The organism is Allobosea sp. RAF48 (genome assembly GCF_052114025.1).
Lineage (GTDB): Bacteria > Pseudomonadota > Alphaproteobacteria > Rhizobiales > Beijerinckiaceae > Allobosea.
The window spans coordinates 249,318-271,413 of the sequence record NZ_JBFRDZ010000002.1; the positions used below are offsets into that span (position 1 = coordinate 249,318).

Genomic DNA, 22,096 nt, shown 5'->3' on the forward strand with positions numbered 1-22,096 from the left:
GGATGCGGGTTCTCGTGATATCCCACGGCCATCCCTCGCTCTCGCTCGGCGGGGCGGAGATGGCGTCCTACAACCTGCACAAGGGGTTGCAGACGGGCGAGGGTGTCGATTCCCATTACCTCGCCCGCGTCGGTTCACCGACCCCGCGCCATGCCGGAACGGCGCTGATGAGTCTGCGCCAGCGCGGCGGCGAACTGCTCTACTACGCCGAAGATTACGACCACTTTCTCATCTCCAACCGCGCGACGGAGGAGATCGAGCGCGACTTCGTGCGCGTCCTGAACGATTTGAAGCCGGACGTGGTGCATTTCCACCATTTCATCGGGCTCGGGCTCGAATGCCTGTTCGCAGTGCGCGACGCGTTGCCGGATGCATTGATCGTCGTGACCTTCCACGAATATCTCAGCATCTGCCACCACCACGGCCAGATGGTGAAGACCGGCGCCTTCAAGCTCTGCTACCGGGCCTCGCCGACCGACTGCAACGCCTGCTTCCCCGAGATCTCGCCGGCGCGCTTCCTGGCCCGCGAGACCTTCATCAAGGGTATGCTCGGCCTCGCCGACCATTTCGTTTCGCCGAGCCGCTTCCTCGCCGATCGCTATGTCGGCTGGGGGCTGGCGCAGGAGCGGTTCTCGGTGATCGAGAACGGCATCGACGTCGCTGCCGCCGCGCCGCCGCGGCCGTTGCCCGAAGGCAAGACGCGGCGCTCGCGCTTCGCCTATTTCGGGCAGCTGACGCCCTACAAGGGCGCCGATGTGCTGATCGACGCGGTGACGCGCATCCCGGATTCCGTCTGGGACGAGGATGCGATCCTGCTGATCTATGGCGGCAATCTCGAACGCCAGCCTCAAGGATATCAGGACAAGTTCGCCAAGCTGGTCGAGAGTGCCGGCCGGCGCGTGCGCTTCTGCGGCGCCTTCCAGAACCACGAGATGCCCAACCTGATGCGCTCGGTCGACTGGGTGGTGATGCCCTCGGTCTGGTGGGAGAACTCACCCATCGTGATCCAGGAGGCGTTCTTCCACGGTCGTCCGATCCTGGCGAGCAACCTCGGCGGCATGGCCGAAAAGATCACCGACGAGGTCGACGGCCTGCATTTCCGCGCCGGCAGCCCGGAAGACCTCGTCGACTGCATGACGCGCGCGCTGACCGAGCCCAAGCTCTGGGACCGGCTGCGCGGGGGCATCAAGCGGCCGATGAGCCATCGCGAATGTGCGCAGACGCATCTCGACCTCTATCGCCGCCTCCTGGCCGAACGCAGCCAGCCGGCGCCGAAGCGGCACGATCCGGCCGCGATGATCGCGTGAAACCATAACGAGATAACAGGGGAGACCTGACATGGCCCGCATCCTCGTCATCAGCCCGTCGGGAGAGGTCTACGACCACGACAATGTGCGCTGGTATCGCTATGCCGACCTGCAGAGTCACATCGACCACTACCACAACATCGGCGACGCCTTCGTCTTCGATTCCTCGCTGAAGCTGCTCAACTTCGACAAGCTCGACGAGCTGCCGATCGCGCATGTCGATCCGGCCAGGATCGACCGGCTCAATGCCGAGTACGACTACGTCTTCTTGCGCGGCTCAAACTACATCCATGCGCAGATGAACTGGTCGCGCGCCGCCGAAGTGCTGCGCCGGCTCAAGCTGCCGGTCATCGCCTTCGGCATCGGCGCGCAGGCGCCGGTCAGCGGCAAGCTGGAATTGAGCGAGGACACCAAGACCGTCCTGAAGCTCATTTCGGACTCCACCGCCTCGCTCGGCGTGCGCGGCGCTTACTCCGCCGAGGTCCTGAACAATCTCGGCATCCACAACGTCCGGATCATCGGCTGCCCGACCGCGTTCCGAAACAACAACCCCGATCTCGCCATTCGCCTGCCCGCGCTCGACCAGGTCAAGAAGGTCGGCGTCACGCTGCGGCGCGAGGTCTCGAAGACCTATGCGCAGGACATCAAGCGCTACCTCACCTTCCACCGCGATCTGGTGAAGGCGATGGCTGATCGTTTCGAGGTCACGCTGATGTCGCAGGGCGAGGTCGAGGAGAAGAAGCTCGCACTCGGCACGCCCGAGCAGAAGGCGCAAGCCATGGCGTCGCTGCGCGACAACGCCTGGGCGCGCGACTGGTACATCGATGAGCAGGTCTCGAGCCTTTACCAGAGCCGCATGTTCTATTCCGATGTCGTCGCGGAATATGAGCGGCTGGTGCGCGGGCTCGATCTCGTCCTCGGCTACCGGCTGCACGGCAATCTGATGGCGCTCGCCAACGGCACGCCCTCGATCTACTTCACTTATGACAGCCGCACCGTGGAGTTCGCGGACACCTTCAAGATCCCGAGCGTCGATGTCTTCTCCGGCCAGGACTTTCGGCTGGAGGATTACTGGGAGCAGTCCCGTTTCGACCGATTCAACGAGGCTTACGCCCAGGTCTACGGGCAGATGCGCGACTTCCTGGTCGAGAACCGCGTCGACAACAAGATGGCGGGTCGCACAGCCGCGGAACCGCAGCGGAAGGTGGCATGAGGGGCGCTCGCGCCCTCCTGCGCACGGCGCCGCTGCTTGCGGCGCTGCTGCCGGCTTCGCTCGCCGGTGCCGCGGAAGGCTCACGCTACCGCCTAGAACTTGCGCCGGGTGCGAAGGAAGAAACGGTCTTCGACTGGTCGAAGGAGCGCTGCCAGGAATGGCATATCCCCGATGCGCCGCTGCGCGCCTTCCGCGACGACAAGGGCGAGGTCGTCGCCTTCGCCAGCCACTATCGCAACCGCGCGCTGATCGGCGCAGGCCTCGACCGGATCAAGACCACTTGTGCGATCTCGTTCGAGGCGAAGAACAGCGCCGATCCCAGCCAGTTCAGCGACATGAGCTGGATCGCCGCGACCTGGACCAAGGACGGGCGCCGCGTCTACGCGCTGATGCATGACGAGTATCACGCCGACCGCCACCCGGGCGCCTGCCGGTTCAAGGACGGGATGAGCTGCTGGTACAATGTCGTGACGGCAGCGCGCTCGAACGATGGTGGCGAGAGCTTCAAGGTCGACGACCCGCCGACCGTCGTCGCCGCGCCGGCCTTCAGGCAGGATGCCGGGCAAGGCCGTCATCGCGGCTTCTTCAACCCCTCCAACATCGTCGAGAAGGACGGCGCCTGGTACGCGCTGATCGCGACGACCGGCGGCGAGGGCCAGAAGGGAGGCACCTGCCTCTACCGGACGACCGACATCACCGACGCGAAGGCATGGCGTGCTTTCGACGGCGAGGATTTCACCGTGCGCGCCGTCGATCCCTATCGCGGGGATGCCAGGCAGGCCAAACCCTGCCAGCCGCTCAAGGTGCTGCCAACGGTCGTGGGCTCGGTCACCCGCCACGAGGCGAGCGGAGAATGGCTCGCCATCTTCCATCTCGGCCCCGATCCCAAACAGGGCATCGCGGGTGGACGTGTCGCCTATAGCTGGTCGAAGGACCTGATCAAATGGACGCCGCTGCAAACGCTCCTCATGCACCCGACGATGTGGAGCAAGGATTGCGGCGACAGCGTGCGCTACGCCTATGGCGCCATCGCCGACCCCGCCTCGCCCTCGCGGAATTTCGAAACGACGGGCGATGAGCCCTACCTGTTCATGACCAAGATGCATGTCACGGACTGCAAAATGGGGCCGCAGCGCGACCTCGTCCGCATCAAGGTCCGCATCGTGAAGGAAACGCCATGAATGCGAATGCGCACGCGCAGCAATTCGCTGCGAGCCAGGCCGTGCAGACCATGAAGATCCTGCGCGCCAGCACGCGGGAGGTCGTCGTCCTTGTCGCCCGGGAACCGGGTGGAAGCTGGCCCTCCCTGCGCCTCCTGCTCGACGGCGAGGACTATGCCACGATCCATCCCGGCGCCCTTGTCGCCGGCGATGCGACGGTGGCGGAAATCGCCATTCCCCTGCCGGCCCTCCCCGAAACGCGGCTGCGCTCGATCGCGGTGGCCGATGCCAGGACCGGCGCGCTCGCCCCCGGCTCGCATTTGCGCCCCGTCGCCACGACGAAGGCTTTGCGCGCGCTGGTGATCTACCCGGCGGGCGAGGTCTACGACCACGACAAGGTGCGCTGGTACCGCGCGCCGCTGGAGAAGCTGCTCTCCGATTACTTCAATATCGGCGACATGATCGTCTACGATTCGACGCTGAAGTTGCTCGACTATGCGCATCTCGAGCCGATGAAGATCATGAACCCGACCGAGGCCGACATCGAGCGCTATGCCAGCGAGTTCGACTTCGTCTTCGTGCGCGGCTCCAACTTCATCCACGAGAAGATGGAGTGGTTCCGCGCCGTCGAGGTGCTGGAGAAGGTCCAGCTGCCGGTCTACGCCATCGGCGTCGGTGCGCAGGCCAGCCAGAACCGGGCAATCGATCTGCCCGAGAGCTCGAAGCGCTTCTGGCAGATCGTCGCCGATCGCTGCGCTGCCATCGGCGTGCGCGGCGCCTTCAGCGCCGAAACGCTGCGCCGCAACGGCGTCGGCAATGTCGAGGTCGTCGGCTGCCCCTCGATCTTCCGCACCCGCAACCGCGAGCTCCAGATCCGCGTTCCGGACCAGCGCGCGATCCGGAAGGTCGCCTTCAGCCTGCGCCGCGAGGCCGACAAGAGCTACACGGTCGACCCCGAAGCCTATCTGCGCAACCAGCGCGCGGCCCTGCTCAAGGTCGACGGCCAGAGCGAGATGGTGATGTCCTCGCATGGCGAGCAGGAGGAGAAGGCTTTCTTCCTGCGCGACGAGGCGGCCAAGGAAAAGGCCATCGCCGAATTCGCCAGGACCGGCTGGTGGGACGGGCCGAACGATGCCCGGATGCGCGAGATCTATGAGCGCAGGATGTTCACCTTCTTCGATGTCGAGGATTACGACCGCTTCGCGCAAGGGGTCGATCTCGCCGTCGGCTACCGCGTGCACGGCGTGCTGCCGGCTGTCGCGCATGGCGTGCCCGGCGTGCTCGTCGCCTACGACACGCGCAGCCAGGAGCTGGCGGAGACGCTGAAGATCCCGGTCGTGCCCGAGCAGGCTCTGGCCGAGGGCGGCTGGCGCGCCGTCTATCGCGAGGCGGCGCTGAACGGGCTCGCCAAATCCTATGCCGCCTCCTACGATCGGATGCGCGCTTTCCTCGATCGCAACGGCGTCCCGCACCGGATGTGACCGGAGGAGCCGGGGAATGAAGAAGGTCGCCGTGGTGACGATGCAGTACAACGAGGCGTTCTACGTCTCGCGCTGGATCGACTATTATTCCGGGCTCGTCGGCCGCGAGAATCTCTATGTGATCGACCATGACAGCGACGCGGAGATACGCGAGACCCTGCAGGGCGTCAGCATCGTCCGCTATCCCCGCTCGGCGCTGGACGATCAGGAGCGCGCGCGCTTCGTCTCGAAATTCGTCGGCGCGCTGCTCGAGCTCTACGAGACGGTGATCTATTGCGATTGCGACGAGTTCGTCAGCCACGACCCCCGCCGTTTCGAGAGCTTCGGCGCCTGGCTGGACGCCACCGATTTCGAGTACGCGACCTGCATCGGCTTCAATGTGACGCCGATGCTGCAGGGGGAGAACGCGGCGCTCCTCGACGGGCCGATCCTGCGCCAGCGCGGCCATGTCCGCTTCGTCTCGCCGATGTGCAAGACGTTGATCGTTCGCAAGCCCATCCGCTGGGGCGGTGGCTTTCACCACGCCAATCAGCCGCCGCATTTTCCCGGCGCCTATCTGTTTCACCTCAAATACGCCGATCTGGGCGAGCGCGTGTACCGGCAATCGCTGACGCGCGGGCTCGACTTCACCCAGGTCGACCAGGGCCATCACCAGCGCAGCAGCGACCTCGACCTGCTCAACCTCTATTGCAGCTTCGACCGGCTCGAGCGCCGCGACTGGGATGACGACGCGATCGAGCGCTACTGCCAGAGCTTCATCGAAGGCATCAAGCGCTCGGAGCGCGGCGGCGAGGTCGGCACCATGTATGTGGCACCGCTCAATATCGCCGGCACGGAAGCCTGGCGTCTGCCCGACAGCTTCCGCGGATTATTCTGAGCGGTTCGCCGCGGCCTAGCCCAACTCAGGCAACGGCGGGGCCTGAAGCCAGAGGGTCATGGCCGGCCTGCGCGGCGTGGAGGCTGCGATAGCGCCCATCCTTGCGGGCGAGAAGCTGGGCGTGGCTGCCCTGCTCGACGACATCGCCGTTCTCGACCACCACAATGCGGTCGGCATTGGCGATCGTGGCAAGCCGGTGGGCGATGACCAGCGTGGTGCGGCCGCGCGACAGCTCCGACAGCGATTGCTGGATCGCCTTCTCGGTCTCGGTGTCGAGCGCCGAGGTCGCCTCGTCGAGGATCAGGATCGGCGGATTCTTCAGGAAGATGCGGGCGATGGCGAGGCGCTGCTTCTGGCCGCCGGAGAGCTTGACGCCACGCTCGCCGATCACCGTGTCGAGCCCCTGCGGCAATGCGGCAATAACGCCGTCGAGCCGCGCACGACGCGCCGCCTCGACGATCTCCTCCTCGGTCGCATCGAGACGGCCATATGCGATGTTGTCGCGGATCGTGCCGGCGAAGAGGAAGACATCCTGCTGGACGATGCCGATGTTCGAGCGCAGCGACTTCAGGGTCATGTCGCGGATATCGATGCCGTCGATCAGGATCGCGCCACCCGTGACTTCATAGAAGCGCGGCAGCAGAGAGCAGATCGTGGTCTTGCCCGCGCCGGAGGGGCCAACGAAGGCGATGGTCTCGCCGGCCCTGATGTCGAGATCGAGGCCATCGAAGATCAGCCTTCCCGCGCCGTAGCCGAAGCTGATACCGCGATAGGCGATATCGCCCCGCAGCCGCTCGACGTCTCGAGCGCCCGGCCTATCGGCGACGTCGGGGCGCGTCGCCAGGAAGGCGAGATAGCGCTGGAAGCCGGCGATACCCTTCGGATAGCTCTCGATGACCGCGTTGATCTTGTCGACCGGGCGGAAGAACACATTGACCAGCAGCAGGAAGCCGATGAAGCCGCCCGCGGACAATTCGCCGCGCACGACGAACCAGCCGCCCGCCAACATCACCACCACCTGCACGAAGCGCATCGAGAGGTAGGAGAGCGAGGTCGAGGCCGCCATCAGCTTGTAGGCCTGCAGCTTCGTATCGCGATAGTGGCGGTTGCTCTCGGCGAAGAGCCGGCGCTCGTGGTCCTCGTTGGCGAAGGCCTGGACGACGCGGATGCCGCCGACATTTTCCTCGATGCGCGCGTTGAAATCCCCGACCCGGCCGTAGAGCGCGTGCCAGTTCGTGGTCATGCGGCTGCCGTAGCGGATGGTGACGAACGCCGTGAGGGGAACCACGAGCGCGGTGACGATGGCGAGCGGAGGATGGACCCACAGCATCAGCGCGAAGGCGCCGATCAGGGTCATGATCGCGATAAACAGGTCTTCCGGCCCGTGATGGGCGACCTCGCCGATCTCCTCGAGATCCTTGGTCAGCCGGGCGACGAGATGGCCGGTTTTCTGGTTGTCGAAGAAGCCGAAGGAGAGCTTCTGCAGATGGTCGAAGGCCTTGGCGCGCATCTCGGTCTCGATGCCGATGCCGAGCATATGGCCCCAATAGGTGACGATGACCTGTAGCCCTGCGCTGATGAGATAGGCGACGAAAAGACCTGCGGCGGCGACCGCGATCATTCCGATCTCGCCGGTCGGGAGCAGCCGGTCGATGAACAGCGTCACCGCGACGGGAAAGGCGAGCTCCAGCAGGCCGGCCGCGACCGCGCTGCAGAAGTCCAGCAGGAACAGGCCGCGATGCGGCCGATAATAGGCGGCGAACCGCTTGATCAGATCCATATCGGTCTCCGCGGCGGCCGCTCTCAGGCTGGAAGAGCGATCGGGCGCTGGGTCTGTGGGTGGGCGATGACGCTCATGTCGACGCCGTAGATGCGGCCAAGTTGCTGCGCGGTCATGACCTCCTCCGGCGTTCCCCGGACGATCATCTTGCCGGAATGCAGCGCAATGATCTCGTCGCAGAACCGGGCCGCCATATTGACGTCGTGCAGCACGACGATGACACCGAGGCCCTTGTCCGCGGACAGCCGGTGCACCAGCGACAGCACCTCGATCTGGTGCGCGATGTCGAGCGCGGAGGTCGGCTCGTCGAGGAGCAGGCATTCGGCATCCTGCGCCACGAGCATCGCGAGCCAGACGCGCTGGCGCTCGCCGCCCGAGAGAGTGTCGACCAGCCGGTCCGCGAAGGGCTCGACATCGGTCAGCGCCATGGCTTCAGTGACCTTCTCTCGGTCCTTCGCGCCGAAGCGGCCGAGTGCACCGTGCCAGGGATAGCGGCCGAGCGCGACGAGTTCCTTGACCAATAGTCCCGAAGATGGCGGCGTCTGCTGCGGCAGATAGGCGACCTTGCGCGCGAAGGCGCGGCCGTTCCAGGCGTCAAGCGCCTTGCCTTCGAACCGAATCGTCCCGCCCGAGGGCGCCTGCTGGCGGGCCAGCAGCTTGAGCAGCGTCGACTTGCCCGAGCCGTTATGGCCGATCAGCCCGATGACCTGCCGGGTCGGCAGCGACAGCGTCAGCGGCTCCAGCAGCACCCGGCCGGGCACGCTGAAGGTGACGCCCTCGAGATCGAAGAGGTCGCCCTGGCTGTCGGCGGCAAGCGGGCCGTTCCCGGCCATCGAAAGGGCCTTCGCCGCCAGAGCGCCATCACCGGACGGAAATGCGGTAGCCTTGCTCTGCATGGTCGGCGCGCCTTCGGGATCATCGGTTTTCAGCCGCAGCTTCCTCGGCCTACACCGCCGCGGCCCATGGCGAAAGTGGAGTTGTTTCGTCTCCGAAAGCCAGCGGGCTCGGCCTGCACGAGCCTCGCCCGATAGACGGTCCCAATCCATCGACGCACAGCCCTGCACCGTCACCGTCTCGGTAAACGACCGCTGGTAAGAGGCTCCCTCGTCAGGGCTGTGCTAGACCCGAGCGCATGATCGGCATCCCGTCATCCCCGACGCGGCGCGGCGCACTGGCGCTTCTCGGCGCCACCAGCCTCCCGCTCCCGGCCGTGGCGGCGGGGCTGCGCGTCGCGACCGTCGACTGGTCGGTGCTGGAGACCTTGCTTGCGCTGGGAGTGCCGCCGATCGCGGCACCGGAATTGCGCCAATTCCGCGAAGTCGCGGTCGAACCCGCGGTTCCCGCGAGCGTCACCGATCTCGGCCTGCGCGGCACGATCAATTTGGAGCTGCTCTTGCTGCTACGGCCGGAGTTGATCTTCTCGTCGAGCTTCTATGTCGCCTCCGAGCCGCGGCTGCGCCGGATCGCGCCGGTCGAGAGCTTCTCGATCTACGCGCCGCACCGCTTGCCCTATGAGCCGGCGGTCGCGATGACCCGCAGCATAGGCCAGCGCCTCGGCATCGCCGCGAAGGCGGAGCGCTACATCACCGGGACCGAGGCGGAATTCGCGGAGCTGCGCGAAAGGCTGAAGCCGCTGGGCGCGCGTCCGGTGCTCCCCGTCAATCTCGGCGATGCCCGGCATTTCCGTGTTTTCGGCGATGACAGCATGTTCGGCGAGGTGCTGAAGCGGCTCGGGCTCGCCAATGCCTGGACCGAGCATACGAACTATTCGGCCATGGCCCCGATCGGGCTCGAAGCGCTCGTCCATGTTCCCGACGCCTTCATCGCGCTGATCCCGCCCGTCCCGCCCGGCGCCATGCAGACCCTCGCGGCCAGCGCCTTCTGGAACGCCTTGCCGAACCTGCGCGAAGGCCGGCTCCTGCAGCTTGGCGCCATCAACCCCTATGGCGGCCTGCCGGCGGCGCGGCGTTTCGCGCGATTGCTGACCGACGCCTTGCTCAGGGCGGAGACTGCCCGTGGCTGAGGCGGTCCGAGCACTACGCCCGCCAACCGGCGGACACTCCGGTGCCTGGTTTCTCGCGGCGATGACGGCGGCTGCCCTTTTCTTGGCGGTGGTCGTGACGCGCCCGTCCCTGTCGGCGCCGCCCGAGCTCGCACGAACCCTCGAATCGATCCTGCTTTGGCACAGCCTCGTGCCGCGCGCCGCAACCGCTCTGATCAGCGGCGCGGCGCTCGGGCTCGCTGGCATGCTGCTGCAGCGCGTGCTGCATAACCCGATCGCGGATGCCTCGACGCTCGGCATCGCCTCCGGCGCGCAGCTCGCGCTGACTGCCGCCACGGCTTATGCGCCCGCCCTGCTCGTCTTCTCGCGCGAAGGCGTCGCGTTGGCCGGCGCCATCGCCGCGGTCGCTCTCGTCCTCGGCCTGAGCTGGCGGCGCCGGCTCGATCCGATGACGGTCGTCCTATCGGGCATGGTCGTCTCGCTCGTCTCCGCGGCAGCGAGCGCGACCGTCATTCTCGCCAAGGGCGAGTATGTACTGTCGCTGTTCATCTGGGGCGCGGGCTCGCTCAATCAGCAAAGCTGGGACGCAGCCATGGCGCTCGGCCCGCGTCTCGTGCTGAGCACCCTTGCCACCGCGCTGCTCTTGCGCCCCCTCGCCCTTCTGGGGCTCGACGAGGATATGGCGCGCGGCCTCGGCCTCGCCCTTCATGCGACACGTCTTGCCGTCCTCTGTATCGCCGTATGGCTGGCGGCGAGCGTCACAGCAGAGGTCGGCGTGATCGGCTTCGTCGGCCTTGCCGCCCCCGCGCTGGCGCGCGAACTCGGCACCCGCACCCCGCGACAGATGCTGCTGGCAGCACCCGCGCTCGGAGCCTTGCTGCTCTCGATCACGGACAGCACGGTGCAGTTGCTCGGCTCCGGCTTCAACGATCTCGCGCCGACCGGTGCCGCCACCGCCCTGTTCGGCGGCCCACTGCTGCTGTGGCTGATGCGCAGGGTCCCGCCCACCTTGCCGCCGCAGGCAGCCGATCCCGTTTGGCGCCTGGACCGGACCGCACGCTCGCTCCGGGCGCTCGTTCCGCTCGCCGCCATCATCGCGCTCGTCGCGGCGCTCGGTCTCGTGCTCGGGCGCGGACCACAGGGATGGGAGTTGGCGACGGGTTCTCTCTTCCGGGATCTGCTGCCGTTCCGTGGTCCGCGCCTCGCCGCGGCGGGCTCGGCAGGCGTTCTGCTCGGCGCCGCCGGCTGCCTGATGCAGCGCCTCACCGCGAACCCTCTCGCCGGCCCCGAGGTGCTCGGCGTCAGCGCCGCCGGCGGCGTCGGATTGCTGCTCGCCCTCACATTCTTGCCGGCGAGCCCCTTCGCGATGCTGGCAGGCGTAGCGGGCGGCTCGCTGGCGGTGCTCTTCGTCATGCTGCTGTTCGCCGGCCGCCCGGGCATCGGGCCGCAGCGCCTGCTGCTTGCCGGCATCGCCATGGGCGCGCTCAGCATGGCGGTGGTCTCGACAGCGCTCGCCCAGGGCGATCTGCGTGCCTACATGCTGCTGGTCTGGCTTTCAGGCTCGACCGACCGGGCCGGCGAGATCGAGGCCTGGACCGGCCTTATCGCATGCGTCCTGCTGATCGCGCCTCTTCTGCTCGCGATGCGCTGGCTCGATCTGCTGCCGCTCGGGGACGCCACCAGCCGCAGCCTCGGCCTCGCGGTGGAGCGCAGCCGCCTCTGCCTCGCTGCGCTGGCGGCGCTGATGACGGCGGTGGCCTCGCTTCTGGTTGGGCCCTTGAGTCTGATCGGGCTCATCGCCCCACATCTCGCCCGCCTCGCCGGCTTCGCACGCAGCCGCGACCAGCTTCTCGCCTCCGCCCTGATCGGCTGCGGCGTGATGATCGTTGCGGATTGGCTCGCGCGTCTCGTCGCTTTTCCCTATCAGGTACCCGTCGGGCTATTCGCCGCGCTGATCGGCGGGCCCTACCTGATCTGGCTTCTGAACCGCGGAGGAAGCCGAAATGGCTGACACCGCCGGTCCGCGTGCGAATCGGTTGTGGGAAGGCGGCCGTCAGGCCGCCTTCTTGCCCGCGTCGAACGGGATTTCGATATCGACGGCCAGGGTCGAGACCTGGGCGCCGCGTTCCATGCGGACGGTGACCTTCTCGTCATCGACCTGCATGTGCTTCGAGATCGCGCGCAGGATCTCATCCCGCAGCTTGGTGACGAGATCCGAGTCGCCGACGGCAGCGCGCTCATGAGCGAGCAACACCTGCAGCCGCTCACGCGCGGCGGGCGCCGACCGGGGGCGGGAGAAAAGACGAAGCAGGTTCATGCCGCCTTCCTTCCGAAGATCTTGCCGAAGAAGCCGCGCTTCTCGCCGGGAACGGTGACCGGCAGGGCCTCGCCCCTGAGCCTGCGCACGGCGTCGAAATAGGCGACGGCAGGCGCGCTGCGCTCGTCGGCCAGCGTGACGGGCGAGCCGACATTGGAAGCCCGCAGCACATCCATGCTTTCCGGGACGATGCCGAGCAGCGGGATCGACAGGATCTCGAGGACGTCGTCCACCTTGAGCATGTCGCCGCGCTCGGCCCGGACGGGGTCGTAGCGGGTCAGGAGGAGATGCTTCTCGATGCGCTCGCCGCTCTCGGCCTTCAGCGTCTTGGAATCGAGCAGGCCGATGATGCGGTCGGAATCGCGTACAGAGGAGACTTCCGGATTGGTCACGACGATCGCGATATCGGCGTGGCGCATCGCCAGCGTCGCGCCGCGCTCGATGCCGGCCGGGCTGTCGCAGATCACCCAGTCGAACGAGGTCTTGAGAGCGCCGATGACCGCCGCAACGCCTTCGGCCGTCAGGTTGTCCTTGTCGCGCGTCTGCGAGGCCGGCAGCAGGTAGAGCGTCTCGAGCCGCTTGTCGCGGATCAGCGCCTGCGTCAGCTTGGCTTCGCCCTGGATCACATTGACGAGGTCGTAGACCACGCGCCGTTCCGCCCCCATGACGAGGTCGAGATTGCGCAGGCCGACGTCGAAATCGACGACCACGACCTTCTCGCCGTCGCGCGCCAGGGCGGCGCCAAGTGCCGCCGAGGAGGTCGTCTTGCCGACGCCGCCCTTGCCCGATGTGACCACGATGACCTTGCCCATTGACCTCTCCTGTTGATGTGGACGCGCCTTCGGCTCAGGCGAGTGATCCGACCTTGAATGTGTCGCCTTCCAGCCAGAACTGGACGGCCTTTCCGTGCAGGCCCGGCTCCAAATCCTCGGCGGTCTTGTAGTAGCCGTCGATGGCGACGAGCTCGGCCTCGAGCTTGCGGCAGAAGATGCGTGCCTCGGCATTGCCGATCGTCCCCGCCATCGCCCGGCCGCGCAGCGTGCCGTAGACATGGATCGAGCCGCCCGCGATGACCTCCGCCCCCGACGCGACCGAGCCGACGATCGTGACATCGCCCTCGGCGAAGATCACCGACTGTCCCGAGCGGACGGGCTGGGTCACGACCAGGGACGGCAATGCCTGGGGCACGGCCATGGCCGCCGGGGCGACGCTTTCGGGAGCCGGCGGCTTGCCGCCCTCGTCGGCAGCCGGCGCTTCGATATCCGATGTCGGGCGGCCATCCGCCATCGCCGGCGGCAGATCCGTCCCGAGCAGCGAGGGGCGCGCGCCTTCGATGCCCATGATCCGCACATTGCGCGTGCCGAGCCGGTCGATCAGATCGCGCAGCTGGGGCCGGTCGATGTCCAGCCCGGTGATGTCGAGAACCACGGGCCGGCGCATGAAGAAACCGGTCGAGCGCGAGGCCAGGTCATCGAGCCGGACCAACCAATCCTCGAAGGGAAGCTCGGGGGTCAGGGCCAGCGCAAGGAAGCTGCGTCCCTTGAGACGAATGGGTCGGGATTGGGTTAACACGCCGGTCATCTTGGTAAATTTTCGGTTGCTTCGGTGTATCGAGCGTATGGTTAACAAGCGGTAAATCGGCGCCGCTTATCCACGCGAAGAAGCCGGCATCGCGCACCGGCCGGACCGATCTGTCAGGGTGTATGAAGCGCCTGCGCCGGGCTTCCCGGCATGCGAAAAACCCGGCCAGATCGGCGACGGCAGGCGTGCGGAAGACCTCCGGCTATTCGGCAGGAGCAGCCTTTTGCGACGCCGCGCCTTGAGCGAGGAAATAGAACGCCAGCGACGCCAGCCAGACGACCAGGCCGAACACGGCTGCTCCACCCAGGACCAGCCCGAAGCCGCCCTGCGCGTAGAGGACCGCCAGCATGGGCACCACGAAACCGCTGACGGTGAAGCCGAGGAAATAGCGTACGCTGAACGCCTTGGCCCGATGCTGTGCCGGCACATAACGCGCGACCATCGCATCGTTGACGACGACCTGCCCGTAGATCGCGGTCATCGTCAGGACGAGGCCGAGCAACAGGGGGACGCCCTGGGTCGTTGCCGCCAGCACGAGGCCGAGCGGCTGCAGGAGGGCGAGAGCGACGAACAGGGCTGGCAGCGTGTAGCGGTCGACGAGCCGGCCCATCAGCCATTGCGCCCCAGCCCCGAACACGAAGACCAGCGTCGCCAGCGAGCCCGTCAGCACCAGCGGCAGGTCCAGCCCGAGCCGCTCGTCCAGGACCTTCGGCAAGGAAATGGTCGTGATGTTGAAAGTCATGCCGCCGGCGATGATCGCGACGGCGAAGACGGCGAGAAGCGCCACGGGGCGGCCCACAGGAATGAGCTCCGCCTTGCCGGAGCGGCTCGCATGCGGCGCCCCGTCGCTGGGCACGAGCGCTATGAACGCGACACCAACCGCGAGGCAGACGAGGCCCGGCAGCACAAAGGCCACGCGCCAGCCGAAGCTTGCCGCCAGCAGAGCGGTGACGCCGGCAGCCGACGCGGCGCCGAGATTGCCCCAGACCGCGTTGACCCCGAGATCGCGCCCGAGTTGGCGGGCGTGGTTGACCAGCATCGTCGAACCCACCGGATGATAGATGGCCGACGCCACGCCGAGCACGAGCAGCCAGGCCGCGAAGGCCGCAGGCCCGCTCGCGCTGGCGACGCCGAGACAGGATAGCCCGTAGCCGAGGAAGAATATGGCGAGCATGTTGCGCCGGCCGAAGCGGTCCGAGAGCCAACCCATCGGCAGCGAGCACAGGCCGAAGGCGACGAAGGCGCCCGTCGCGAGACCGATCAGCTCGGCATAGCTCAGGCCGGTCTGTGCCGCGATGGCGATCACGGCCGTGGGATAGATCAGCAGCACGAAGTGATCGAGCGCATGGGCTGCGTTGACGAAGAGAAGCGTGCGCTTGGACAGCGTCTCAGGGCTCATGGCGATGCTCGCGACAGGGACGGCATTCTTATATCTTGACCCGCTGCGCTCTGTTGGGCCGTTATTCTGCATGATCGGGCCAAACGGAGATGGCGATGCGTGGCGACAGCGACGCCTATCAGACGGTTCCGCGGGCCATCGGCGTCATGCCGAAGACCTATGAGGCGGGCGCGACCACCGGCTGGCACAGCCACCCACGAGCCCAGCTTCTCTACGCCACCGCCGGGCTGACCCTGGTGACGGCGGAGGACGGAACCTGGATTCTGCCCGCACAGCATGCGCTCTGGATTCCACCGGGGCTTTTCCACGAGGTCAGGATGCATGGAAGAGTCTCGATGTGCTCGGCCTATGTCGCACCTGAATCCGTGGGTGTCCTGCCGAAGGGATGCCGCGTTCTTCAGGTGACGCCGTTGCTGGCTTCGTCGCTGGCGGCGCTGGCGGCCGAGCCCCTCCTCTATGATGAGAACGGGCGCGGCAGGCATCTCGCCGCGCTGATCCTCGATGAAATCGCGCGCGCGCCGGAAACAGCTTTGACCCTGCCCCTGCCGCGCGATCCACGGCTGCGTCGCGTCTGCGAGGCGTTGTTGAAGGACCCTGCCTCGCCCCTCGACCTCGACGGCTGGGCGCAGCACGCCGGCGCAAGCCGGCGCACGCTGACGCGCGGCTTCCGCATCGAGACCGGCATGAGTTTTGGCGAATGGAGGGCACGTTTGCGGCTGGTTCGCGCTCTCGCCCTGGCGACGGACGGCTGCCCCCCGCACCAGATCGTCCGCGCCGTCGGTTACTCCGATCTGCGGGCGCTGAGGGCCGCCGCCGAACGCATCCTTGGCAGCACAGCCTTGTCATGGCGGTGAATGACGAGGGGATATGCCGTGGATGCGCGCGAATCCATTCTGACAACGGGTCGCATGGGTGTTTTCGATGGCTCGGGGCGTCGACGCTTTCACCGCGCTGCCGACGCGAAGCCCCGCGGCTACAGAGCGCCAAAAGCAGGCTTCGAATGATCCCTTGCATGCAGACATTCATGATCGGTCCGATCGCTTCGCAGTGGCGATCGGAGGGAGGCTTTCGCGGCGAAGCGACAACCCTCGGTCGGATATCCAGCAGACCAATGCCCGCACGGCAGCGCCCCAGAGCACTCATCGTCGGATTGGTCACACGATAGTACCAAACGAGACCCATCGCCTGCTGGAAAGCCCATGCAGCCCCCGGCGTCCATTCCAATTCACCGGTTTGAGTAGCTTCGCGAAAGGCTGCCCGAGGGGCACGATCCAGTAGGTGCCATGCAACGACGAGATCGAGCGCCGGATCGGCGAAGCCGAAACCGCCACCGTCGAGAACTTCGGCACGGCTTCCGACGCGGAAGATATCGCGCAGCCTTCTCAACCTGCTCTTTCCGACCGAGAAGGAAATCCCCCTGATTGGAGTGACCCCGTCGTCGTTTGAAGACGATCAGCGAGATGAGCCAAGCCAACTGAGCCTGATGATCTAGGCTAATGCCTGTGCTGAATTGCAGTGTTGCGTGAGCTTCCGCCGCTGCTCGAAGGAGGAGGACGTGCCGATCAAATGCGAGGCTTCGTCCGGGCGCTTTGCTGAATGGCTTAGTCGAGGATGCTTCGAGCGGAGCGTGATTGCTGGTGCGCTGACCAACGCCTGAGCGACAATGTCGCCTGTGGGCCACAAGCGCCCGTTCGGCAGCAGCCCGGCTTGTCGCCTTCCACTCGACCAGTTCCCTGAAGCATCGATTTGATGCAACTGCGCGGTCGGGCAGACGCGCCCTACAATCTCGCACAGGTGCTGGTGATGGGTGAGGTAGATCGCCTGTCCGGCCTGGGCCATCTCGGCGAAGAGCCGGAAAGCCTCCTCCGCGCGCAACTCCGCTGCAGCACGGATAGTTGCTCCGCTTGGCGTTTTGAAGCCAGCGCTTCCCGGCTTCTTTCCTCAACCCTTCGCAGTGTCCCGCGCCTCCTGGATCGCACGCCAGACTCGGGAGGGGGTGGCGGGCATGTCCAGATGCGTGACGCCGAGAGGCCGAAGCGCGTCGAGGATGGCGTGGATGACGGTCTGGGGCGCGCCGATGCAACCGGCCTGTCCCGCTCCCTTGGCACCGATTGGATTGGCCTCGGTCGCCAATTCCACCATCGATAGCTCGAATGAGGGCAGGTCCATCGCGCGCGGCATTGCATAATCCATGAAGGTTGCGCTCAGGAGCTGGCCGCCATCGGGATCGTAGCGGGCTTCCTCCATCAGCGCCTGGCCGATGCCTTGCGCCAGCCCGCCATGCACCTGCGCTTCGGTCAGCAGGGGATTGATCAACGTGCCGTAGTCGTCGACGGCGACATAGCGCAGCAGGACGACTTCGCCGGTGTCGGGATCAACCTCGACCTCTGCCGCTTGCGCGCCGTTCGGAAAGGTCAGCGGAGCGTTGCGTCGCGCGCCATGGCTGGCAAGCGCCTGGCCTGTCGTCTCCGCGACATGGCGCGCAACATCGACGAGGTCGACTTCGCCGGCCCCGGGGGCACGGAAGCGTCCACCTTCGAAGGTGACCGTGTCGGGAGAACTCTGGAGGAGCTGGCCTGCTGCGGGCTTGCCGGCCTCGACCAGCGCCCTCGCGGCCAGAACCAGCGCCCCGCCGCCCATATGCAGCGAGCGTGCGCCGCCATGGCCGCCGCCGCTGGGGACGAGAGCCGTATCGCCCTGGACAAGATGGAAGCGCTCCACAGGCAGACCCAACTCGCTCGAAAGCAGTTGGGCGAAGCTCGTCTCGTGACCCTGGCCGTTCGACTGGGTGCCGACCGCCATGTCGATGCGGCCATCCGCGCGGAACGACAACCAGGCATCCTCGTTCGGGGCGCCGCGCGAGGTTTCCAGAAAGCAGCCGATGCCAAAGCCGCGCAGCTTGCCGCGCCGACGCGATTGCGCCTTGCGGCGCCGAAAGCCGGGGCGGTCGGCCGCAGCCAGCACGCCGTCGAGATTGCTTCCAAAGCTGCCGCAATCGAGCACGGCGCCGAAGGGCTTCCGATAAGGGAAGCGGTGGATGAAGTTGCGCTTGCGCAAGGCGGCGGGGTCGATGCGCAAGCGATGAGCCGCCTCGTCCACCAGTCTTTCGATCAGATAGTTGGCCTCCGGTTTGCCGGCGCCTCGATAGGCGTCGATCGGAACGGTGTTGGTGAAGATGCAGCGGACATCCATCGTCATCGCCGGGATGTCGTAGAGCCCTCCCACAGCCGGAGTCGGCGCAGTGGTCGCACTGCCCGGACCGAGCGAGGAGACATAGGCGCCGAGATTGGCGATGGTTTCGACCTGAAGCGCCAGGAAACGGCCTTTTTTGTCCAGGGCGAGTCTGCCGGTCGTCAGATTGTCGCGGGCGTGGACGCCGCCGGAGAAGTCCTCGATGCGCTCGGCGAGCCAGCGCACCGGCCGGCGGAGGCGCTCGGCCGCGACGAGCACCAGCGCATATTCCGGATAGGTGACATTCTTCATGCCGAACCCGCCGCCGACATCGGGGCAGGCGACATCGAGCCGTTCGGGCGCGACGCACAACACTGCCGCGAGCTCGCGGCGGATGTCGTGCACCGAGGCGCCGCTGAGCGACAACCGGTAGCGGCCGCTGGTCGGATCGAAGCGTCCGAGCGCGGCGCGCGGCTCGAGCGCGGCCGCCGCGATCCTGTTGTTCACGACCCGGCAGCTCACGACGTGGGCGGCCCGTTCGAAGGCGGCAGCCACGATGGCCTCGTCGCCGAGGCGATAGCGCAGCGCGAGGTTGCCGGGCGCCTGCGGCCAGATTTCCGGCGCGCCGAGCTCAGCCGCGGCTGTAAGGTCGGTGACGGAAGGCAGAATGTCGTAGTCGACGGCGATGAGTTCGCAGGCTTCGCGGGCAAGATCGATCGTCTCGGCCACGACGAAGGCGACGGGATCGCCGACATGGCGGGCGCAGTCACGCGCAAGGGCCTGCCGGGATGGCACGATCAGCGGCGCATCGCCAGCCACCGCCAGCGAGCAGGGAAAGGAGCCGAGATCGGCGATGTCCGCCGCGGTGTAGATCGCGTGGACACCGGGCAGCTTCCGGGCAGCCTCGGTATCAACGGCGAGGATCGCGGCATGAGCGTGCGGCGAGCGCAGCACCATCGCATGCAGCACCCCGGGCACCGCCTCGTCGTCCAGGTAGTTGCCGCGCCCTGTCAGGAAGCGCTCGTCCTCGAAGCGGCGCAGCGAGCGCGGGTCCGACGAGGCTGAATCCACGACGGCCGGCTCCTTCTCGTGGCTCGAAACTTTCGCATGCATCAGGCTGTCACTCGTCCGCCGAGGATAAAGGCCATACTCCAATTCTTGCGCCAATGCCCGGCTCGTTGTTGACGGGGACATCAGGAAATTCGGGAGAAAGCGGCAGCTTCCCGCCCGGCGATGCGTCCGCTGAAACAGCTCGGGCCGACCATCATGCCTTCGAGCGGCTTGATGCCGCCTATATGGCCACCGGCCATTCCCGCCACTTCGCCCGCAGCATAGAGGCCGGGAAGAGCTTCGCCGGACTCCAGCAAGGCGCGGCATTGCCGGTCGGTCTGCACGCCACCCATCGCCTTGCGCCCGATCGGCACGAAGCGGACGGCGTAGAAGGGAGGTTTGGCCAGCGGAGGAAGGCCGGCCAGCGGACGATGTGTCGCCGGTTCGCGCGCCAGCCCGGCAGCGAGCCTAGCATTCCACTGCGCGACCGTTTGCCCGGCGCCTTCCGCATCGATGCCCGAGCGGTGGAAGAGTTCGTCGAGCGTATCTGCCTGCCAAGCCCAGGTCGAATGAGCAAGATGGCGTCTCGCAGCCTCGTTGCCGGTTTCCGAGCCCGGTGGGACATGGTGGTCGTCGACGGTGATCGCCGGCAGCATGGCTGTGTCGAAGATCGCCCAGGCGGTGGCGCCGGGCTGGGAGAGCAGGCGCGGCACGGCGAGGTTACCGCTGGTCGACTGGCTTTCGTCGTGGAAGCGCCCGCCGTCCTGATTGAGCCAGAGCCAGCCGGTATTGCCCCTGAATACGACGCCGCGCTCGCCGGCCGGGTCACGGTAATCGGGGACGCCGGTCGCGTAGCAGTAGAGTTCGTCGAGATGGTCGAAGCGAACGCCATGGCGCTGCAGGATGGTGATCGCCTCGCCCTGGGCGCCAGGGCCGCCGCCCGCCAGGACCTGAGGCACGCTGTCGAGCCGGCGCGCATGGCGGCGGATCATCGCCAGGCTGCCGGCGAAGCCGCCGATGGCGATGACGACCGCCGGAGCGCGTAGCTGCTGCTCGCGGCCCTCTCCGTCGCGGCAGATCACGCCGTTCACCTTGCTGTCCTCGACGACGAGCTCGGTCAGCCGCCAGCGGAAACGCCAGGCCCGCTGCAAGCCGCGCTCCTGCATGCGTTCCCACAATACTCCCATGAGCCCGGCTCCCCCGTTCAGCGGGCGATGGAAGCGTGGAACGCTGTCGCCTTCGAAATGCCTGATGTCGGGAAAGCTCACGCCGAGCCCGGAGAGCCAGTCGATCAGGTCTGTGGAACCACGCTCGAAATAGGAGCGAGCCCAATCGCGGTCGAAATCATGGCCGTTGGCTTCCAGGTCTGCGAAGGCGAGATCGGCGGAGTCGACGATGCCGCGCGTGGCCTGAAGGGACGTCCCCGGCACGCACATGCCGCCGCCTGCCAGCCGGGCGGTGCCGCCGAAGCCGGGAGCTGCATCGATCCCGATGACGCTGGCACCGGCCGCCGCCGCTTCGAGGAAGGCGCTGGCACCGGCCACGCCCGCGCCGACGACGATGACGTCGGCATCCTTGTCCCTCTCAAGCGCCATGGGAGCCCTCCATGCGGTTGGGTGCGATCAGGTCCCGGGTGAGTTCGCCGATGATGCGACTTCCGGTCAGTGCCATCGTGCAATCCAGCTCGGCTTGCAACAGGCCGAGCACATGACTTGCTCCAGCCTCGCCCGCGGCGGCGATGCCGTAGAGCGGAGCGCTGCCGGTGAGCACGGCGTGGGCGCCCAGCGCGAGCGCCTTCGCGATGTCGCTGCCGCGGCGGATGCCGCCGTCGAGGAGGACGGAGCCCTTGCCCCCCGCCACGGCGGCGATGCGGGGCAGAGCATCGAGCGTGCAGGCGGCGCTGTCGAGATTGCGTCCGCCATGGTTCGAGACGACGACGCCATCGCAGCCGAGCGCGAAAGCGCGTTCGGCCTCCTCCTCGCGCATGATGCCCTTCAGTAGGAGCTGATGCGGCCAGCGCTGGCGCAGCCGGGCGATGTCGTCCCAGGTGACGGAGGGGCAGAGCGAGGTGCGCCGGGCGATCTCCTCGTCCACGAGCCCGGGGCCCGGCTGAGGCCTGTTGACGACGCGCGGCAGGCCCCCGGTCGCGAGATAGCGCAGTGCAACACCGATGAGCCAACGAGGATGCAGCAGCATCTCGGTGCAAGCCGCAAGCGAGGGGCCATAGGGCGGTATCAGCCGATCGCGCTGGAGATATTCGCGCTGGCCGAGCACCGGCGTATCGACCGTCACGACGAGGACACGAAAGTCGAGATCGCGCGCCCTGTCGACAATCTTGCCGGTGAGCGAACGGTCCTTCCAGAAATAGAGTTGTTGCCAGACGGTCGCACCGGTCGCCGCGATATCGCCCATGGCGACGGTCGAATAGGTCGAGAGCGTGAAGGGCAGGTTGGCGCGTGCCGCGGCCTTCGCCAGTTCCAGCTCACCGCGGTACCACAGCAGGCCCGCAGGCCCGGCTGGCGCGACCGCGAGCGGCATGGCATGGCGCTCGCCGAAGAGGACAGCTTCGGTCGAGCGTTCAGCCACGTCGACGAGGGTGCGCGGCAGGAAGGTCAGCGCGCGGAACGCGGCGCGGTTGCGGCCCCGCGCGAGGTCATCCTCGGTCGCCCGGTCGATGAAGTTGAACAGGCCCTTCGGGAGGCGTCGCTTTGCGAGGCGGCGCACATCCTCGACGTTGAAGCAGCGCGCGAGCGCCATC

General features: G+C 66.9%; 18 protein-coding genes. 9 read left to right on the forward strand and 9 right to left on the reverse strand.

The window, feature by feature from the left end; all coding sequences use genetic code 11:
• The first annotated feature begins 2 nt into the window (after positions 1-2).
• From AB4Z10_RS04550 to AB4Z10_RS04570, 5 genes are read left to right on the forward strand one after another with little or no spacing between them, the layout of a single operon-like run.
• On the forward strand, positions 3-1,307 hold the full coding sequence (locus tag AB4Z10_RS04550; RefSeq protein WP_441469191.1) for a glycosyltransferase family 4 protein: 1,305 nt from the start codon (positions 3-5) through the stop codon (positions 1,305-1,307).
• A gap of 31 nt (positions 1,308-1,338) precedes the next feature.
• A complete protein-coding gene (locus tag AB4Z10_RS04555) occupies positions 1,339-2,520 on the forward strand; it encodes a polysaccharide pyruvyl transferase family protein (protein ID WP_441469192.1) in 1,182 nt (393 codons plus the stop codon).
• Complete coding sequence (locus AB4Z10_RS04560) at positions 2,517-3,701, forward strand: hypothetical protein (RefSeq protein WP_441469193.1); 1,185 nt, start codon at positions 2,517-2,519, stop codon at positions 3,699-3,701. Before AB4Z10_RS04555 ends, AB4Z10_RS04560 begins: the two co-directional genes overlap by 4 nt.
• Complete coding sequence (locus AB4Z10_RS04565) at positions 3,698-5,161, forward strand: polysaccharide pyruvyl transferase family protein (RefSeq protein ID WP_441469194.1); 1,464 nt, start codon at positions 3,698-3,700, stop codon at positions 5,159-5,161. Before AB4Z10_RS04560 ends, AB4Z10_RS04565 begins: the two co-directional genes overlap by 4 nt.
• A gap of 16 nt (positions 5,162-5,177) precedes the next feature.
• The gene (locus tag AB4Z10_RS04570) at positions 5,178-6,038 is read left to right on the forward strand and encodes a glycosyltransferase family 2 protein (RefSeq protein ID WP_441469195.1); all 861 of its coding nucleotides are present in this window, start codon (positions 5,178-5,180) and stop codon (positions 6,036-6,038) included.
• A gap of 25 nt (positions 6,039-6,063) precedes the next feature.
• On the opposite strand, the gene AB4Z10_RS04575 is transcribed toward AB4Z10_RS04570, so the two are convergent.
• Positions 6,064-7,818 carry an ABC transporter ATP-binding protein gene (locus AB4Z10_RS04575; protein WP_441469196.1) on the reverse strand — a complete coding sequence of 585 codons (1,755 nt, stop codon included), beginning with the start codon at positions 7,816-7,818 and terminating at the stop codon, positions 6,064-6,066.
• 23 nt (positions 7,819-7,841) lie between these two features.
• Positions 7,842-8,651, reverse strand: coding sequence for an ATP-binding cassette domain-containing protein (locus tag AB4Z10_RS04580; protein ID WP_441469504.1), 810 nt, complete (start codon positions 8,649-8,651; stop codon positions 7,842-7,844).
• Positions 8,652-8,950: 299 nt separating this feature from the next.
• On the opposite strand from AB4Z10_RS04580, the gene AB4Z10_RS04585 reads away from it, so the two are divergent.
• Positions 8,951-9,841, forward strand: coding sequence for an ABC transporter substrate-binding protein (locus AB4Z10_RS04585; protein WP_441469197.1), 891 nt, complete (start codon positions 8,951-8,953; stop codon positions 9,839-9,841).
• Positions 9,834-11,831, forward strand: coding sequence for a Fe(3+)-hydroxamate ABC transporter permease FhuB (gene fhuB / locus AB4Z10_RS04590; protein ID WP_441469198.1), 1,998 nt, complete (start codon positions 9,834-9,836; stop codon positions 11,829-11,831). Before AB4Z10_RS04585 ends, fhuB begins: the two co-directional genes overlap by 8 nt.
• Before the next feature lie 42 nt (positions 11,832-11,873).
• On the opposite strand, the gene minE is transcribed toward fhuB, so the two are convergent.
• From minE to AB4Z10_RS04610, 4 genes are all read right to left on the reverse strand, one after another.
• Positions 11,874-12,137 (reverse strand): cell division topological specificity factor MinE, encoded by a 264-nt coding sequence (gene minE, locus AB4Z10_RS04595; RefSeq protein WP_441469199.1) that lies wholly within the window; start codon positions 12,135-12,137, stop codon positions 11,874-11,876.
• Positions 12,134-12,949, reverse strand: coding sequence for a septum site-determining protein MinD (minD, locus tag AB4Z10_RS04600; protein WP_441469200.1), 816 nt, complete (start codon positions 12,947-12,949; stop codon positions 12,134-12,136). Before minD ends, minE begins: the two co-directional genes overlap by 4 nt.
• Positions 12,950-12,983: 34 nt before the next feature.
• On the reverse strand, positions 12,984-13,718 hold the full coding sequence (minC, locus tag AB4Z10_RS04605) for a septum site-determining protein MinC (RefSeq protein WP_441469201.1): 735 nt from the start codon (positions 13,716-13,718) through the stop codon (positions 12,984-12,986).
• Positions 13,719-13,920: 202 nt separating this feature from the next.
• Positions 13,921-15,117: an MFS transporter gene (locus tag AB4Z10_RS04610; RefSeq protein WP_441469202.1), complete on the reverse strand. Its 1,197-nt coding sequence runs from the start codon at positions 15,115-15,117 to the stop codon at positions 13,921-13,923.
• Between the two features lie 95 nt (positions 15,118-15,212).
• Here AB4Z10_RS04610 and AB4Z10_RS04615 point away from each other — a divergent pair, with 95 nt between their 5' ends.
• Entirely contained in the window at positions 15,213-15,971 is a 759-nt protein-coding gene (locus tag AB4Z10_RS04615; protein ID WP_441469203.1) for an AraC family transcriptional regulator, read from the forward strand.
• Between the two features lie 424 nt (positions 15,972-16,395).
• On the forward strand, positions 16,396-16,563 hold the full coding sequence (locus AB4Z10_RS04620) for a hypothetical protein (protein ID WP_441469204.1): 168 nt from the start codon (positions 16,396-16,398) through the stop codon (positions 16,561-16,563).
• 495 nt (positions 16,564-17,058) lie between these two features.
• Here the strand turns inward: AB4Z10_RS04620 and AB4Z10_RS04625 are convergent, their stop codons facing one another.
• From AB4Z10_RS04625 to AB4Z10_RS04635, 3 genes are all read right to left on the reverse strand, one after another.
• Positions 17,059-19,359 carry a xanthine dehydrogenase family protein molybdopterin-binding subunit gene (locus AB4Z10_RS04625; RefSeq protein WP_441469205.1) on the reverse strand — a complete coding sequence of 767 codons (2,301 nt, stop codon included), beginning with the start codon at positions 19,357-19,359 and terminating at the stop codon, positions 17,059-17,061.
• Between the two features lie 122 nt (positions 19,360-19,481).
• The gene (locus AB4Z10_RS04630; protein ID WP_441469206.1) at positions 19,482-20,933 is read right to left on the reverse strand and encodes an FAD-dependent oxidoreductase; all 1,452 of its coding nucleotides are present in this window, start codon (positions 20,931-20,933) and stop codon (positions 19,482-19,484) included.
• Positions 20,923-22,095 carry an alpha-hydroxy acid oxidase gene (locus tag AB4Z10_RS04635; protein ID WP_441469207.1) on the reverse strand — a complete coding sequence of 391 codons (1,173 nt, stop codon included), beginning with the start codon at positions 22,093-22,095 and terminating at the stop codon, positions 20,923-20,925. The genes AB4Z10_RS04630 and AB4Z10_RS04635 overlap by 11 nt, the downstream gene beginning before the upstream one ends.
• Between the last annotated feature and the right edge of the window lies 1 nt (position 22,096).